The sequence below is a fragment of the Pedobacter ginsengisoli genome (assembly GCF_002736205.1).
GTDB lineage: Bacteria > Bacteroidota > Bacteroidia > Sphingobacteriales > Sphingobacteriaceae > Pedobacter > Pedobacter ginsengisoli_A.
Genome location: NZ_CP024091.1, coordinates 3711203 through 3728002 on the forward strand (window position 1 = coordinate 3711203; position 16800 = coordinate 3728002).

At 39.1% G+C, this 16800-nt stretch carries 16 protein-coding genes; 12 read left to right on the top strand and 4 right to left on the bottom strand.

Translation table 11 applies throughout. The annotated features are described in order from the left end of the window. The first annotated feature begins 2 nt into the window (after window positions 1–2). From CPT03_RS15285 to CPT03_RS15340, 12 genes are all read left to right on the top strand, one after another. A complete protein-coding gene (locus CPT03_RS15285) occupies window positions 3–488 on the top strand; it encodes a c-type cytochrome (protein ID WP_099439645.1) in 486 nt (161 codons plus the stop codon). Window positions 489–514: 26 nt separating this feature from the next. Beyond that, on the top strand, window positions 515–1972 hold the full coding sequence (locus CPT03_RS15290) for a Gfo/Idh/MocA family protein (protein ID WP_099439646.1): 1458 nt from the start codon (window positions 515–517) through the stop codon (window positions 1970–1972). Between the two features lie 28 nt (window positions 1973–2000). Then, complete coding sequence (locus tag CPT03_RS15295; RefSeq protein WP_099439647.1) at window positions 2001–2696, top strand: DUF1080 domain-containing protein; 696 nt, start codon at window positions 2001–2003, stop codon at window positions 2694–2696. A gap of 32 nt (window positions 2697–2728) precedes the next feature. After that, window positions 2729–3970, top strand: a complete 1242-nt coding sequence (locus tag CPT03_RS15300) for a nucleoside permease (protein WP_099439648.1) — start codon at window positions 2729–2731, stop codon at window positions 3968–3970. Between the two features lie 38 nt (window positions 3971–4008). Then, entirely contained in the window at window positions 4009–4890 is an 882-nt protein-coding gene (locus tag CPT03_RS15305; RefSeq protein ID WP_099439649.1) for a hydroxypyruvate isomerase family protein, read from the top strand. A gap of 10 nt (window positions 4891–4900) precedes the next feature. Then, a complete protein-coding gene (locus tag CPT03_RS15310) occupies window positions 4901–5782 on the top strand; it encodes a sugar phosphate isomerase/epimerase family protein (protein WP_099441140.1) in 882 nt (293 codons plus the stop codon). 182 nt (window positions 5783–5964) lie between these two features. Next, window positions 5965–6957, top strand: coding sequence for an aspartate-semialdehyde dehydrogenase (locus CPT03_RS15315; RefSeq protein WP_099439650.1), 993 nt, complete (start codon window positions 5965–5967; stop codon window positions 6955–6957). A 75-nt stretch (window positions 6958–7032) separates the two neighbouring features. After that, window positions 7033–8439, top strand: coding sequence for a D-alanyl-D-alanine carboxypeptidase/D-alanyl-D-alanine-endopeptidase (gene dacB, locus CPT03_RS15320; RefSeq protein ID WP_099441141.1), 1407 nt, complete (start codon window positions 7033–7035; stop codon window positions 8437–8439). A gap of 20 nt (window positions 8440–8459) precedes the next feature. Then, window positions 8460–10421 (top strand): beta-N-acetylhexosaminidase, encoded by a 1962-nt coding sequence (locus tag CPT03_RS15325; protein WP_099439651.1) that lies wholly within the window; start codon window positions 8460–8462, stop codon window positions 10419–10421. 4 nt (window positions 10422–10425) lie between these two features. Further along, on the top strand, window positions 10426–11235 hold the full coding sequence (locus tag CPT03_RS15330; protein WP_099439652.1) for a tRNA pseudouridine synthase A: 810 nt from the start codon (window positions 10426–10428) through the stop codon (window positions 11233–11235). Window positions 11236–11322: 87 nt separating this feature from the next. Beyond that, complete coding sequence (locus CPT03_RS15335) at window positions 11323–11778, top strand: DoxX family protein (RefSeq protein ID WP_099439653.1); 456 nt, start codon at window positions 11323–11325, stop codon at window positions 11776–11778. A 27-nt stretch (window positions 11779–11805) separates the two neighbouring features. Beyond that, window positions 11806–13515, top strand: a complete 1710-nt coding sequence (locus CPT03_RS15340; protein ID WP_099439654.1) for a M28 family peptidase — start codon at window positions 11806–11808, stop codon at window positions 13513–13515. Here CPT03_RS15340 and CPT03_RS15345 read toward each other — a convergent pair. The 4 genes from CPT03_RS15345 to CPT03_RS15360 are packed head-to-tail and all read right to left on the bottom strand — an operon-like array spanning window position 13507 to window position 16769. Then, the gene (locus CPT03_RS15345; protein ID WP_099439655.1) at window positions 13507–14004 is read right to left on the bottom strand and encodes a shikimate kinase; all 498 of its coding nucleotides are present in this window, start codon (window positions 14002–14004) and stop codon (window positions 13507–13509) included. The two genes, CPT03_RS15340 and CPT03_RS15345, sit on opposite strands and share 9 nt — an antisense overlap. A 2-nt stretch (window positions 14005–14006) precedes the next feature. Further along, entirely contained in the window at window positions 14007–15062 is a 1056-nt protein-coding gene (locus CPT03_RS15350; RefSeq protein WP_099439656.1) for an ABC transporter permease, read from the bottom strand. 2 nt (window positions 15063–15064) lie between these two features. Beyond that, the gene (locus CPT03_RS15355) at window positions 15065–16216 is read right to left on the bottom strand and encodes a BT_3928 family protein (protein WP_099439657.1); all 1152 of its coding nucleotides are present in this window, start codon (window positions 16214–16216) and stop codon (window positions 15065–15067) included. Window positions 16217–16226: 10 nt separating this feature from the next. Continuing rightward, window positions 16227–16769 carry a DUF1599 domain-containing protein gene (locus CPT03_RS15360; RefSeq protein WP_099439658.1) on the bottom strand — a complete coding sequence of 181 codons (543 nt, stop codon included), beginning with the start codon at window positions 16767–16769 and terminating at the stop codon, window positions 16227–16229. Window positions 16770–16800 lie beyond the last annotated feature (31 nt).

Consider the following 16800-nt stretch of genomic DNA (forward strand, 5'->3'; position numbering starts at 1 on the left):
CAATGAAAAGAACACTATTTGTTTTAGGCTGTTTAGCAATCTTTATGGCCTCATGCGCAAGTCCGGAAGAAAGGGCTGCGGCAAATAAAGCAGCAGATTCAGCTAAGGCATCCACATCGGCTCCTGCAACAGAGGCCGCTACTACTCCTGCCACGACAGACACAGCTGCAAAGGCTACGACCCCTGCACCAGCTGCAACCACTCCGGCTGCTCCGGCAGCAGCAGCTGAAAAATCGAAAGGTGAAGCATTAATTGCTAAAGCTGACTGCCTTGCATGTCACAGCAAAACCCAAAAACTTGTTGGACCCGCTTACGTAAACGTAGCTGGAAAATATCCTGCAACTGATGAGAACATTGAGCATCTTGCGGATAAGATCATTGCAGGTGGACAAGGCGTTTGGGGTGCAATTCCAATGACTCCTCACCCAACATTAAGTAAAGACGATGCAAAAGAAATGGTAAAATATATTTTATCACTTAAAAAATAATTCAACCTACCTAACCAAATATAACCATGGAAGAAACAAAAAAAGATCAGAATGCTACAAACAGACGTAGTTTTCTAAAAACATCAGCTATTGCTGCATCTGCATTTATGATAGTTCCCCGTCATGTTTTAGGCGGAAAAGGATTCTTAGCTCCAAGCGACAGATTAATTGTTGCAGGGATAGGTGCAGGCGGTAAAGGCCAGTCTGATATTGCGGAATTTGCAAAAAGCGGAAAAGCTGATATAGGCTTTTTATGCGACGTGCATGATTCAAGAGCTGCGAACAGTGTTAAAGCCTTTCCAAAAGCTAAATATTATAGAGACTGGCGTGAATTGATGGATAAAGAAGCTAAAAATTTTGATGCTGTTTCTGTTTCTACTCCAGATCATAACCATGCCATTATTGCCCTTGCAGCAATGCAATTAGGCAAACATGTGTATGTGCAAAAACCTTTAACCCACGATATTTATGAAGCAAGAACTTTAACAGCTGCTGCGAAGAAATATAAAGTGGTTACTCAAATGGGAAATCAGGGTGCATCTAATGACGGCCCGAGACAAATGAAAGAATGGTATGATGCAGGATTGATTGGAGACGTACACACGGTTTATGCATGGACAGATCGTCCGGTATGGCCTCAGGGTATTCCATGGTCAGCTAATAAAGCACAGGTACCATCAGATCTTGATTGGGATCTTTGGTTAGGTACTGCCCCATATAAGGATTATGTAGATAAATTGGTCCCGTTTAACTGGCGTGGCTGGTGGGATTACGGAACTGGTGCACTTGGTGATATGGGCTGCCACCTGCTTGAAGCTCCGTTTAGCGTTTTAAATTTAAAATATGCAAGCGAAGTACAGGCTAGTGTTGGTTCTGTATATGTTGATGAATTTAAAAGAGGATATTTCCCTGATAGCTGTCCCCCATCAAGCCATGTAACATTGAAATTTCCTAAAACAAATAAAACTAAGGGTGATGTTACAGTACACTGGATGGACGGTGGTATTCAACCTGAAAGACCTGAAGAATTACAAGCCAACGAAACCTTTGGAGACGGTGGTAACGGAACCTTGTTTATTGGTACAAAAGGTAAAATGATGGCCGAAACCTATAGCGCAAATCCGAAATTACTTCCATTAAGCAGAAACAAAGATATCAAAGTAGCACAAAAATTTGCCCGCGTTCAAGGTGGTGCAGGTGGTCACTACAAACAATGGGTAGAAGCCGCTATTGCCGGTTACGGTAAGCAGGAAGTAAGTTCTCCTTTTGAAATTGCAGGCCCACTGACAGAAGCCTTATTAATGGCAAATCTTGCAATACGCGGTGTTGATGTTCAACGTAAAAACAGCGAAGGAAAAATCTCTTATCCTGGCCGTAACATCAAATTACTTTGGGATAATGACCTGATGAAGGTTACTAACCTTGATGATGTGAACCAATTCGTGAAACGTGAATATCGCAAAGGCTGGACTTTGGGCGCATAAAACATAAAGAACAATTTTAAACCATATAATGAAAAAATACATTTTCTCTGCGCTGATCTTAGCAACAATAATGAGCTGCAGTAGTACAAAGAATCAAAAAGGAGCAAAGGGTTTTACCAAATTATTTGATGGTAAAACCACTACCGGCTGGCACAGTTACGGAAAAACAACCGCCGGTAGTAAATGGAAAGTAGAAGATGGAACACTTCACTTTGATCCAAACGGGCAAAATGATGGCGGAGGTGATTTAGTGACTGATAAGGAATACAGCAATTTCCACTTAAAACTGGAATGGAAAGTAGCTCCTAAAGCGAATAGTGGTATTATTTTCTACGTACATGAAGATCCTAAAAAATATGGTGCTACATACAGTACAGGCTTAGAAATGCAAGTTCTGGATAACGACGGTCATCCGGATGGAAAGATAACAAAGCACAGAGCAGGGGATTTATACGATCTTGTAAAAAGTAACTCTGAACCGGTAAAACCTGTTGGAGAATGGAATACAGCTGAAATAATCAGCAATAATGGAGCGCTTGAATTAAGACTCAATGGTGTAAAAGTAGTAACTACTACACTTTGGGATGAGAATTGGAAAAACATGGTCTCAAAAAGCAAATTTGCCGGATGGGAAGGTTTTGGAACATTCAAATCAGGCAAAATAGCCCTTCAGGATCATGGAGATGCTGTTTGGTACCGTAACATAGTGATTAAAGAACTGTAATTTAACTTTTAAAGAATAACGAAAACCCCAATATGAATACGACTAACCGCGTTAAATTATCAATCATGATGTTCCTGGAATTTTTTATCTGGGGCTCATGGTTTGTTACCTTAGGTACTTTTCTGGACAAGAATCTTTCTGCTTCAGGTTCAGAAACTGCCGCTGTTTTTTCAACCCAATCCTGGGGAGCTATCGTGGCTCCTTTCATTATTGGTTTGATAGCAGACAGATTTTTTAATGCAGAAAAAATTCTCGGCGTTTTACACCTTCTTGGAGCCGCACTAATGTATCAGATGTACAATGCAGCAGATATATCTGTCTTTTATCCATATGTATTAGGCTATATGATCCTTTATATGCCAACGCTTGCCTTAGTAAATTCAGTATCCTTTAACCAAATGAAAGATCCGGAAAAAGAGTTCTCTCCTATCAGGATCTGGGGAACTATTGGTTGGATTGCAGCCGGATTAATTATTAGCTACGTATTTGTTTGGGATTCAGCAGAGGCACTTTCTGAAGGTTTATTGAAAAATACTTTCCTTATGGCCGGTATCGCTTCATTAGCCTTAGGTTTATTTAGTTTCACACTTCCTAAAACGCCGCCAAAGGTAGCTGCAGGCGAAAAAGTAAAGGTTGGCGACATCTTAGGTCTTGATGCGCTGAAATTATTAAAGGATAAAAACTTTGCTATATTCTTTATTTCGGCTATTCTAATTTGTATCCCTCTGGCTTTCTATTACCAAAATGCCCATCCTTTCTTATCGAATATTGGTGTTGAAGGGCCTACAGGTAAAATGGCAATAGGTCAGATTTCAGAAGCATTATTCCTACTATTAATTCCATTCTTTTTCAAAAAATACGGATTCAAGAAAACAATTCTTGTGGGTATGTTAGCCTGGTCTGTCAGATATTTATTATTTGCCTACGGAAATGCAGGTGAGCTTAGCTTTATGATCCTTATTGGTATTGCATTACATGGTATTTGCTATGATTTCTTCTTTGTATCAGGACAGATCTACACCAACTCAAAAGCGGGCGAAAGATATAAGAGTGCTGCTCAGGGATTAATTACCTTAGCTACATATGGTGTGGGTATGCTTATAGGCTTTGAAGTTGCAGGATGGATTACAGACACCTACAAAGGTGCCAACGGGGCTGCCGACTGGAAAATGGTATGGCTTATCCCATCTGGTATTGCTTTAGTTGTTTTTCTATTATTTGCACTAACTTTCAATGATAATAAGAAAATTGAAGATGAAGTAATTGGCCATTAATCTATTTGAACCAAATCAAAATTTAGATATTTAAAAAAATGGAATCAGAATCAAGCAGGAGAACTGCACTGAAAACTATTGTTGCCGGAACCGCCGCTTTAGGTGTTTCGGCAGCTCTACCCGCTTTTGCACTTGAGCAATATAAGTCAACTATGTTAAAAGGAAATGTAAATCATTCAGTTTGTAGGTGGTGCTTTGGAGGCATAGACCTTGATACTCTATGTATCGAGGCAAAGAAAATCGGCATTAAAGCTATAGACCTTGTTGGCCCTAATGATTGGGCAACTTTAAAAAAACATGGCCTGTACTCTTCAATGTGTAATGGTGCAGAAATCAACATACCTGATGGTTGGAATGACCCTAAATTTCATGCAACACTGATTAAAAACTATTCAGAAATGATTCCGAAAGTTGCCGAAGCCGGCTATAAGCAATTGATATGCTTTAGTGGAAACCGCAGGGGCAAAGACGACGAGACAGGATTGAAAAACTGTGTGGAAGGCTTAAAGCAAATACTTCCAATTGCTGAAAAACATAATGTAGTAGTGGTTATGGAGTTGCTTAATAGCAAAGTTGACCATGGAGATTATCAGTGCGACAATACTCCATGGGGTGTTGAGCTATGCAAAAGGCTAGGTTCTGAAAACTTTAAATTGCTTTACGACATTTACCACATGCAGATAGATGAAGGAAATGTAATCAGTACTATAAAAAATAATCATCAATACATCTCACATTACCATACTGCTGGTGTACCAGGAAGAAATGAGATTGATGAATCTCAGGAACTATTTTACCCTGCAGTTATTAGAGCTATCGTAGCAACCGGTTTCAAAGGTTATCTTGCTCAGGAATTTATTCCTAAAAGCAAGGATGCTATAAAATCATTGCAGCAAGCAGTAAATATTTGTGATGTATAATTCAAAAACTATGAATTCTAGAAGAAATTTTATTAAGCAGGCGGGTATTGCCGTGGCAGGAGCTGCGTTATTGCCATCTTTTGCATGTAGCAGCACTCCAGCAGCTGTTGCTCGTCCAGTGGGGTTACAACTTTGGACTTTAAGGGAACTATTACCTAAAGATGTTAAAGGCGTAATAGAGAAGGTAGCAAAGGCCGGTTATAAACAAGTTGAGACCTATGGCTATACTGCTGATGCAGGATTCTGGGGTCTGGATGCCAAAGCATTTAAAAGCTTACTTGATGCCAATGGATTAAACGCTCCTAGTGGTCACTTTGGCTTAGATGGCTTTATTAAAAGTGGTAACCTGGATGAGGTTAAGCCTTTAATTGAAGGTGCTTTAACTTGTAATATGGAATACCTAACCTGTCCGTATCTCGATGCATCGTTAAGACCTGATGCAGATGGCTATAAAAAAGTAGCAGCAAGGTTAAATGAAGCTGCAGAATTATGTGCCAAGTCTGGTTTACAACTAGGTTATCATAACCATAACTTTGAATTTGAAAAACAAGGGGACACTACAGGTTACGAAATCCTGCTTCAGGAAACAGATAAGAAAAATGTTCAGTTTGAAATGGATTTATACTGGGTTGTAAGATCTGGAAATGATCCTCTTGCATTATTTGCCAAGCATCCTGGCCGTTTTGTAATGTGGCATGTAAAGGATATGGATAAGACTGACAATACCCTTAACACAGAAATAGGAAGTGGCAAAATAGACTTTAAGAGCATTTATAAGCACGCTAAAGAATCAGGCCTTAAACACTTAATTGTTGAGCAAGAGAATTTTTCAAAGGATCCTTTTGTAAGCATCAAGCAAAGCTTTGATTACGTAAATCGCGAACTGGTTTAAGAAGAGATATCTTAACAACAAAAGGGAAGTGGTTTACAAAAATCACTTCCCTTTTTTGCTTATAAGTCCCAAGCTTTGCAGAAACATTTAGTTAATGCTGAAATATTTCCCATCTTTGGGAACTTATTAAACATAAAACCTTAATAATTAATTAAAAACAAGTAAAAAACAATTAGAAAAAAATGAAAATTGCAGTAGTTGGCGCCACCGGTCTGGTAGGCACCGTAATGTTAAAAGTATTAGAAGAGCGTAACTTCCCCTTAACTGAATTGATCCCTGTAGCATCTGAAAAGAGTGTTGGTAAGGAAATCTCATTCAAGGGTAAGAAATATGCTGTTGTAAATATGGAAACTGCAATTGCAATGAGACCAGATATCGCATTGTTTTCTGCAGGTGGTGGTACTTCATTAACTTATGCTCCTCTTTTTGCAGAAGCCGGTACAACAGTAATCGATAATTCGTCGGCATGGCGTATGGATCCTTCAAAAAAACTGATCGTTCCTGAAGTTAATGCTAATGAACTGTCTATTGATGATAAAATCATTGCAAACCCTAACTGTTCAACTATACAAATGGTAGTGGCCTTAAAACCACTTCATGATAAATATAGAATTAAACGTGTTGTAGTTTCTACTTACCAGTCTGTTACCGGTACTGGTGTAAAAGCTGTTGAGCAATTGATGAATGAGCGTAAAGGTATTACTGATGGACCAATGGCTTATGCTTACCCTATCGATTTAAATGTAATCCCTCAAATTGATGTGTTTACAGACAACGGATACACTAAAGAAGAAATGAAAATGATTCTTGAAACACGTAAGATCATGGGCGATGACAGTATCAAAGTTACTGCAACTACAGTACGTATCCCGGTTATGGGTGGTCACTCTGAATCAGTTAACATAGAATTCGAAAACGATTTTGACCTTGCTGATATAAAAGATTTATTAACTAAAACTGAAGGAATTATTGTTGTTGATGATACAGCGAACCTTAAATACCCTATGCCTAAAGATGCTCATGAAAAAGATGAAGTATTTGTAGGAAGGATCAGACGTGATGAGTCGTTACCAAACACACTAAACATGTGGATTGTTGCCGACAACTTACGTAAAGGTGCTGCTACCAACGCAGTTCAGATTGCAGAGTTCCTGGTAAGAAAAGAACTGATATAAAATATCCGTAAAAAACGTTAGTGATGTAGAAATAGCTGGATTGCTATTTTTACATCACTTTTTTTTTAAATGCCTATGCTAAAGAAATTTTTCCTTTTACTGCTTTTATTGTCTCAAAGTTTTGTTTATGCGCAAACTCCTGCGCAAAAACTGGAACGAGCCTTTAATAATTTCCTTGCAGATCCTCAGGCAAAATACGCATTAACATCTTTGTGTGTACTTGATGCCAAAACCGGGCAAACCATTTTCAGTAGAAATGAAAATATAGGTGTAGCTACAGCATCTACATTAAAAACAATTACTTCTGCTACTGCATTTGGCTTACTTGGTAAAGATTTTCAATATCAGACAACCCTGGCATATAGCGGTACAATCAGTCCAGATGGCACATTAAAAGGAAACCTGATTATCGTGGGCGGCGGAGACCCAACACTGGGTTCATGGCGATATGAAAGCAGTAAAGAGGGCGTTGTTTTAAACCAATGGGTAAGCGCCATTAAAGCTACTGGAATTAAAAAAATTGACGGAAAAGTTATAGGCGATGATGGTTTATGGGGAAGTCAGACAACCCCCGATGGATGGATTTGGCAAGACATAGGCAATTATTATGGTGCAGGAGCCTCTGCACTTAGCTGGAGAGAAAATCAATTTGACCTTCACTTAAGGGCTAATAGAGCCGATAGAACAGTAACTGTTTTAAAAGCCGTACCCGAAATGCCCTACATTAGGTTTGTAAATGAACTAAAGGCAGGTGCTGAAGGCACCGGAGACAAGGTTTACGCTTATTTACCACCACTTGGCAATACAGCCTATTTAAGAGGCAGCTGGGCTATTGGCATTTCAAAATCTGGTGTATCTGCAGCACTCCCCGATCCTGCTTTTGATGCGGCCTTTAGGCTACAGGATACTTTACAACGCATAGGCATAAGCGCAACAGAAACTCCTACAACAGCCAGACAATTGACTGCTGAACAAAAACCTATGCCGGTAGTTACCAAAAAACTATCAAAAATAAGCTCCCCTAACCTTAGTGAAATAGTATACTGGTTCAATAAAAAAAGTGTGAACTTGTATGGAGAGCATTTATTAAAAACTATTGCCTGGAAGTCGGGCAAAGAAGCTACTACACAAAACGGTGCCGCTACTGAAATTAATTACTGGTCAGCAAAAGGAATAGATAGCCGGGCTTTAAATATTCTGGATGGAAGCGGTTTATCGCCAGGCACCAGAGTTACCACTGCTGCAATGGCAAGCGTTCTGTTTCAAAGTCAAAAAGAAAGCTGGTTTCCTGCTTATTATGAATCTTTACCTGAAAACAACGGTATGAAACTTAAGAGCGGCAGCATTAACGATGTTTCGGCATATGCCGGATATTATACCGATAAGAACGATAATAAATATATTATTGTAATAAACATAAACAACTATTCCGGTTCCGGAATCAGTAAAAAATTATTCAGGGTTTTGGATGCCCTTAAGTAAAGTGATAAATTGCGGCAATTATGAAAAACACCCTTTACCTGCTCTTTTTAAGTCTTTTAAGCATTCCTGTCTTCGGTCAGTATGCCATTTCAAATACCGAAGCAACCACAGAAACCGTTGCTATAGTAAACAATGCCCCTGATATTGCAATTATACCAGAGCCCGTATCTGTTATAAAAAGTGAAGGATATTTTATACTTCCCTCAAATGTAGTAATACAAGCTCCGGCAACACCAGAACTAAAACAGGTGGTTGCCTTTTTACAGGAAAGGCTTTCTATTCCTACCGGAAGTTATGTTGCTGAGGTAAGCACTCCGGCTGCAGGCTCAACCATTAACCTCATTTTAAATGAAAAAACAAATTCAGCATTAGGTAAAGAGGGATACCAATTAACGGTAACACCTAATCATATTACCATTAAAGCAAACAAGCCAGCTGGTTTATTTTATGGCGCCCAGAGTCTTATTCAGCTATTTCCTAAAGAAATTGAGAGTAAAGAGGCTGTTGAAAATATAGAATGGAAGGCCCCTTGTGTAGAAATAACAGATTATCCGCGGGTTGGATGGAGAGGCTTGATGTTTGATGTTGCCCGTCACTTTTTCACCAAAGCAGAAGTAAAACAGTATATAGATGCAATGGTACGCTACAAATACAACATCTTGCATTTACACCTGACTGATGATGAGGGTTGGAGAATTGAAATAAAGGGCTTACCCAAACTAACTGAAATAGGTGCCTGGAATGTAAAAAAAATAGGTGAGTTCGGGAATTTCTTCCCTCCAGCTGCTGATGAGCCTCGTAATTATGGTGGCTTTTACACGCAGGATGACATAAGAGAACTGGTCCAATATGCGAAGGACAGGTTTGTAGATATAATGCCCGAAATAGATGTTCCGGGGCACAGTTTAGCGGCAATTGCATCTTATCCTGAACTGTCATGCACACCTGGTGCAGAGAACTATCGTGTACGTTCCGGCGAAAGAATTATGGACTGGTCAAGAGGCGCCCCTCCTATTGCTTTGGTAGATAATACACTGTGTCCGGCTAATGAAAAAGTTTACAGCTTTTTAGATACTGTAATTACTCAGGTTGCACAATTGTTCCCTTTCGAATACATCCATATGGGGGGAGATGAAGCACCGTTTAATTTTTGGGAAAAGAGCGACAGTATTAAAGCTTTAATGAAAAAAGAAGGCTTAAAAAACATGCATCAGGTTCAGGGTTATTTTGAAAAGCGTGTGCAAAAGATAGTAGAATCAAAAGGGAAGAAATTTATGGGTTGGGATGAGATTCTCGACGGAGATATGCCACAAAACACCTCAGTAATGAGCTGGAGGGGTATGAAATACGGAATTGAGGCTGCCAAAAGGAAACATGAAGTGGTGATGAGCCCTACTACGTATGCCTACCTTGATTATATGCAGGCTGATGTCATTACAGAACCTAAGGTATATGCTTCATTAAGATTAAGTAAATCTTATGAGTTTGACCCAATCCCTGCTGGTGTCGACAAAAAATACATTAAAGGAGGGCAGGCAAACCTATGGACTGAACAAGTTTATAATATCCGTCAGGCAGAGTACATGACCTGGCCAAGAGGTATGGCAATAGCAGAATCTGTATGGTCTCCTATTGAAAAGAAAAACTGGAATAATTTCTTTAACCGCGTTGAACAGCATTTTAAAAGGCTCGACGTAGCTGAAACAAAATATGCTCCCAGTGTTTATGATCCTATATTTAGCGTAAGCAGATCGGCAGATAAGCAACTTATGATTGAATTGAGCACAGAAGTGCCAGGGCTTGATATTTATTACAGCTTCGACAATTCATTTCCCGATCGTTTTTATCCTAAGTATACAGAAAAGTTATCGCCCCCTAAGGATGCCACTACACTTAAAGTGATTACTTACAAAGGAAAACAACCGGTAGGCAGAATGCTTGCTATGCCGGTTGATGAATTAAGCAGAAGATCTAGAAAATAAGATATTGAGATACTTTGTCCATATAGGCTATAATGGCCTGCATTATAACGGCTGGCAAAAGCAACCCGGGGTATTAAACGTGCAAGGGGTACTCGAAAAAGCACTAACACAGGTGCTAAAAACCCCTGTTTTTATTATAGGCTGCGGGCGTACAGATGCACATGTACATGCCAGTCAGTTCTTTTTTCATATGGATGTTGAAGATGAATGGGATTTCGACCTCTTGTTCAGGCTAAATAAGCTCTTACCTGCCAATATTGCCATATTTGATATCATTGCAATGGATGGCTTACAACATGCACGGTTCGACGCCGTACTTAGATCTTACGACTACTTTATCCACACCTATAAAGATCCGTTTCTTAATGGCCTAAGCTCGTTTTATTTACTAAAAGATCTTCATTTTGATCAAATGAAACAAGCGGTTGATGTACTTCCAAAGTATAAAGATTACAGAGCTTTTTGTACCAGCCCCGACAAATACGAACACACTATTTGCAATGTAATGGAAGCAAATCTGGCAATAGACCCCTCGGGCGACAAGTTACGCTTCCATATCTCTTCAAATCGCTTCCTAAGCAAAATGATCCGCATCATTATGGGTCAGTTGTTAAAAATAGGAAGAGGAGTTTTAAGTGTAGACGAATTTGAGAATTACCTTTTTACAAAACAGACTCCCGCTTTAATTACCCCTGCTCATCCCCAAGGGCTTTACTTATCAAAGGTCAGTTATCCATACTTAAATTTGCCTCGCAGAACCGCTTTTTCAGCCATTTTACAGAATCACGCCGACCTTTCCTGGAAAACATTATAAGGTATTGATTGTTAATATTTTGCTATTGATTATTAAGTTAGAATTAGTTAGCTTTAATAGACCAATATAAAAATAGGAGGCATTATCATGACTGTTATTCAAAAAATCGAGCGCTGGGGTGATGTACATCATGCCAAATGGTTAGACATTATCCGTATTGCTTTAGGTATTCTCATTTTTAGCAAAGGCATTGCAATTGTTAGTAACAGTGCTGCGCTTCAGGACCTGTTACTACAGAATAACGTATTTGGTTTTTCTGGAATGATGGCGAGTTTGGCCGTTCACATTGTAGGGTTTGTACATTTAGTTGGGGGTCTTTTAATAGCTATTGGGCTCCTTACCCGATTTGCATCCGTTATACAAATCCCAATACTACTGTGCGCAGTTTTTTTTGTAAACCTGGCACATGGTTTTTCAGCTCTGAATTCTGAATTGTGGCTTTCCATTATTGTATTGCTATTATTAGTTTTATTTTGGGTTGTTGGATCTGGTCCCTATTCGGTAGACCACTCTATGAAAAAGAGACAAGATATTAATAGATAAACGTATCTTTCGGCATATTTTATATGCATGAAAAGACTCTTGCTTATCGCATTACTATTATACACTTCGCATAGTTTTGCGCAGGATCCTACATTTACCTATTTTGACCTTACACGAAAAGGGTTCAACGAAAAGAATGCACTCAAAACCGCAGCTTTTGTGGAGCAGTATTGGCGTTTGCCCGGCAACAAAGGGTTTAACGAGAGCATTTATTATGTAGAAAACCTACTAAAAGAAGCCGGATTTGTAAAGGAACAAAATGACGAGGCGGAAGGCTTATTAACCTACCGCATCGAAAAACGTCCCATGAAACAAAATACGTGGGAGCCGGTTAATGCTGCAATAAGTATTGAGGGGGAACATGAACCGCTTTTAGAGTTTAAAACAAATCGTAATATGATTACAATAAACTCCGCTTCAACCCCTCCCGATGGCATTATGGCCGAGGTAATTTACATAAATCCCACCGAGATCAGCTCAATTGAAGATAAGGATGTTAAAGGTAAAATTGTATTTTCTGAAATTGGCTCGGGCAGATTATTCAACGTAGCCATCAATGCCGGGGCTTTGGGAGTGTTAGGGTATGCTATGCCTGCGTACACTCAACCTGAAAAACATCAAACTTCCATTCAATTCTCCGGAATTAATAATCCCGACAATAATGGCTGGGCTATTAACCTTTCATTTAAGGCTAAGGAACGCTTAAAGAAGGCCTTAGCAAAAGGCCCCGTTAAACTTAACGTTACCATACAAACCAACAGTTATGCTTCTGAAGAGTTAACCATAGTTGCTAACATAAAAGGGAAAACCAACCCAAATGAACGTTTTGTATATAGCGCTCATGTTCAGGAGCCAGGGGCAAATGACAACGCATCGGGCGTAGGAACATTAGCCGAAATGGCAAGACTCTCGGCCTCATTGGTAAAATCAGGAAAACTTATCCCTCAAAGAACCTTAACATTTTTATGGGGTGACGAAATTGTATCAACCCAAAGATATATCAAAGAGAATAATGAAAGAGCCAAAGGAATTATGTGGGGAATGAGTTTGGATATGGTTGGCGAAAACACAGAGAAAACAGGAGGATCTTTTCTTATAGAAAAAATGCCGGATCCTTCAGCAATTTGGACAAGAGGCAACGATAAACATTCGGAGTGGGGCGCAGGTGATGTAAAAGAAAAAGACCTTTTTCCTCATTACTACAATGATCTGGTAATGAAAATCTGTACCGACCAAGGTAAACATGCAAACTGGAAAGTCAATTACAACCCTTTTGAAGGTGGCAGCGATCATACACCCTTCCTGAAAAGTAAAATCCCCGGCTTACTCCTGTGGCATTTTACAGATGTTTTTTACCATACTGATAACGACAGGATCGATAAAGTATCTGCTGTAACCATGAAAAATGTTGGCATTAGTGCTTTAACTACAGCCTATTTACTTACAACTGCAGATGAGAGCACAGCTTTATTTACCATTAATGAAGTAAAAACTGCCGCTTTAATCAGATTAAAAACAGAATTTGACTTAAGCAAGCAAGCCATCAATAATGGAACATCTAACGTTTCGCAAGAGGGGCACATTATATCAACCTGGGGTAAATATTATACAGATGCTTTGGCCACCATTTCTTCAATCCCTGTAAAAACCGAAACTACAAGAATAGGCTCGACAATTAAGTATGCGGTATTAGAAGTAGAAAAACAAACCAATCAATATCTGGAAGATTTAAAATAACTGAGCTACAGCCTTGTCAGGGGTTAAGTTTATTCCCTCAATACTTAAAGCAGCACGCTTATAGAATGGATTTCTCTCTGCCAGTTTCGACTCGATAAAGCCAATCAGTTGCTCCTCATTCATATCTTTTAATAGAGGGCGCTTCTCTTTACCTTTTTCTAATCTCTTAGCTAAGGCAATCGGAGTCATTTCTATATAAAGTGTAGTTCCGTTGTTATTCATCCAATCCATGTTATCAAAATAACATGGAGCACCCCCACCTGTTGCAACAACACAGTTTTCAGGATAATTATATTCTTTAAGAACTTTGCTTTCCAGAGCTCTAAAAGCAGCCTCTCCATGGCTTGCAAAGTAATCTCCAATATTAGAACCTACTTCGTTTTCCAGCACATGGTCAAGATCTATAAAATCATAACCTAACTTTACGGCTAGTTTTTTACCGAAAGTACTTTTACCGCATCCCATAAATCCAATCAGAAATATCTTCATTCTTAAGCCAATTTTACCCTCGGATCAACAAAGGCATATAATATATCTACAAAAATATTAATTACTACAAAAACAAAGGCAATAAAAAGTATGGAACCCATCACCACCGGAAAGTCCGACATTTCCAGTGCACTCACAGTTGTGCGTCCTAAACCATTATAACCAAAAATATATTCAACAAAAAATGAACCTGCCAGTAACGAAGCAAACCACCCCGAAATGGCAGTAATAACGGGATTTAAAGCATTTCTAAGTGCATGCTTGTAGATGATTGCGTTTCTACCCAAACCCTTAGCCCGCGCGGTTCTAATGTAGTCCTGCGCTAAAACATCCAGCATCGCACTGCGCGTAAGTTGTACAATAATAGCCAGAGGCCTTAACCCAAGCGTTAACATTGGCAGCCACAGATTTTTCCAGGTGGTCACCTCTCCCTCAAATGGGTCATAGCTATACAAGCTGCCAGACATATTTAATCCGGTATAATCGCTAAGTACAAAGCCAAAAAGCCAGGCTATAATAATCCCTGCAAAAAAAGATGGGGCCGATATCCCCAAAATAGCAAACGCATTGGCAAGCTTGTCAATCCAGCTATCTTTGTGCACAGCAGATAACACACCTAGAAAAACGCCTATTATTGTAGCAAATATCATAGCCGTAAGAGCTAAAATAAACGTATTAGGAACAGTTTCAGTAAGAATGGTTGTAACATCACGCTTAGTTTGATAAGAGCGCCGCAAATAAGGCCATTTAAAGGCAACCACATCATCACCAAGGGGAAACAGCTTTATATAGCGGTACTTATCTTTGGTTTCCTTATTATTATCATGCAAGCCTATTGGCGAAAGATCGTTTAAATAAAGAAAGAATTGTTCTGGTTTGGACCTATCCAGGCCAAACTCTTTACGTACAGCTTCTAATGACTGCACATCAGATCGCTGCCCCATGGTCATCCTTGCCGGATCTCCGGGCAATACGTTAAACAATACAAAAACCACTACAATTACGCCCGCCATAACGGCAAATCCATAAATGAATTTTTTAAAAGCGTATTGCAACATGATTATTTAGCAAAATACATTTTAGTAAGTTCGTCAAAAGAAGGGACATTATTATAATGCCATTTATTTACCACAACACCGTTTTTTAACAAAAGTACACCAGGGTTTGCCCTAACCATACTTTTTAAAGGAACAGCATCAGCATAAAAAATCTCGCTAAACAGTTTCATTCTTTTGCTGTAAGCATCTGCATCCTGCGCTGAGCTGGAAGTTAACAATACCGACCTGATATTGAATTGCTCTGTTGCATTTAATGCGATGGCATTTATTTTGGCCATACCTTCCTCATTAGAATCTTTTAAATTGTAGGCTACAATTACAAGATTGTAATAAGGATTTTCTATCAGCTCTTTGGTATAATCAGTGCCCGAAGCATCGGTTATTTGCAGGTCTTTTATTTTAGGTTCATAACCTTTTTTAATCAGTTTACTTTCCGGATCTCCAATAATTTCCCAGTTATCATCCTTCCAGATTTCTGTTTTCAGATAATCTTTATCACTCATCACCTTTGTTTCACCTGTTTCTTTATTCTTCATGTTATACATGATTAAGTATTCATCAGGCTTTGCCCCTGCCGGTATCTTCATCAGCTCAGGCAAGCTGGCGCCAACCTTATACGGCAGAAAATCTAATATTGGCAATCTGCTATAGGTAAACTGACTAAACATCAGTGAAAAAGTAAGTACAATAGCAAATAAAGCACTTTGCCATCCGGCATGGTTAGTAACAGGATTTATCTTGTCGCGGTTTCTGAATAAAAAAACAATCATCACCAGTAAAACAAGGTCTTTAGAAAACGATTGCCATGGCGTTAATGGAATGGCATCGCCAAAACAACCACATGAGGTTACTACTTTAAATGCTGCCGAAACAAAGGTTAGAAATGTGAAGAAAATAATAACTACCAATAAACCGGTGGTTACCTGCTTGCGCCAAAAACCAAAAAGCAATAAGGCGCCCAGCACAATTTCGAACACACAAAGCAGTATTGCAATTCCGGTAGCCATACCGCTAAGAAATGGCATATGAAATACCTCGAAATACTCCTGTAGTTTATAGCCAAACCCAAGCGGATCGTTTGCTTTTATTAACCCTGAAAATATAAAGAGGATACCAACAAATATCCTGCAAAAGTTTAGTACCGCTTTATTCATTGTCTACCTGCTATTTTACGCCCAACTTAATTAAAGCAAAAACAGCATAATTTAACATATCCTGATAATTTGCATTTACTCCTTCAGAGGCAAGGGTCTGCCCCAGGTTGTCTTCTATTTGTTTTACCCTTAATATTTTCATTAAAATCAGATCTGTTAAAGAGCTGATTCGCATGTCTCTCCAGGCCTCACCATAGTCGTGATTTTTGGCAAACATAAGTTCTTTAGTGCCATTTACCTTCTCATCAAAAAGCTTCTCTACCATTTCTACACCCAGTTCATATGGATCATCTTCTCCCAGTTCAAGTTGCATCATTGCAATTGCACAATAATTAATAATCCCTATATATTCAGAAACCACATCTTCTCCTACTTTAGATACCTTCTTTTCTTCCAGCGTACGGATTCGCTGTGCTTTAATAAAAATCTGGTCTGTTATAGAAGCCGGCCTTAGTATCCGCCATGCTGTTCCATAGTCGTTTGTTTTCTTTAAAAAAAGCGATTTGCAAACCGCTATTACCGAGTCAAATTCTTGTGAAGTGTTTGTTGCCAAAACGATTAAAATAATAAGTTTACATCCGTTT

Bases quoted from the DNA above. Each gene is read 5' to 3' on its own strand.
- CPT03_RS15285 (WP_099439645.1), top strand. From the start codon at position 3: ATGAAAAGAACACTATTTGTTTTAGGCTGTTTAGCAATCTTTATGGCC.
- CPT03_RS15290 (WP_099439646.1), top strand. From the start codon at position 515: ATGGAAGAAACAAAAAAAGATCAGAATGCTACAAACAGACGTAGTTTT.
- CPT03_RS15295 (WP_099439647.1), top strand. From the start codon at position 2,001: ATGAAAAAATACATTTTCTCTGCGCTGATCTTAGCAACAATAATGAGC.
- CPT03_RS15300 (WP_099439648.1), top strand. From the start codon at position 2,729: ATGAATACGACTAACCGCGTTAAATTATCAATCATGATGTTCCTGGAA.
- CPT03_RS15305 (WP_099439649.1), top strand. From the start codon at position 4,009: ATGGAATCAGAATCAAGCAGGAGAACTGCACTGAAAACTATTGTTGCC.
- CPT03_RS15310 (WP_099441140.1), top strand. From the start codon at position 4,901: ATGAATTCTAGAAGAAATTTTATTAAGCAGGCGGGTATTGCCGTGGCA.
- CPT03_RS15315 (WP_099439650.1), top strand. From the start codon at position 5,965: ATGAAAATTGCAGTAGTTGGCGCCACCGGTCTGGTAGGCACCGTAATG.
- dacB (WP_099441141.1), top strand. From the start codon at position 7,033: ATGCTAAAGAAATTTTTCCTTTTACTGCTTTTATTGTCTCAAAGTTTT.
- CPT03_RS15325 (WP_099439651.1), top strand. From the start codon at position 8,460: ATGAAAAACACCCTTTACCTGCTCTTTTTAAGTCTTTTAAGCATTCCT.
- CPT03_RS15335 (WP_099439653.1), top strand. From the start codon at position 11,323: ATGACTGTTATTCAAAAAATCGAGCGCTGGGGTGATGTACATCATGCC.
- CPT03_RS15340 (WP_099439654.1), top strand. From the start codon at position 11,806: ATGAAAAGACTCTTGCTTATCGCATTACTATTATACACTTCGCATAGT.
- CPT03_RS15345 (WP_099439655.1), bottom strand. From the start codon at position 14,004: ATGAAGATATTTCTGATTGGATTTATGGGATGCGGTAAAAGTACTTTC.
- CPT03_RS15350 (WP_099439656.1), bottom strand. From the start codon at position 15,062: ATGTTGCAATACGCTTTTAAAAAATTCATTTATGGATTTGCCGTTATG.
- CPT03_RS15355 (WP_099439657.1), bottom strand. From the start codon at position 16,216: ATGAATAAAGCGGTACTAAACTTTTGCAGGATATTTGTTGGTATCCTC.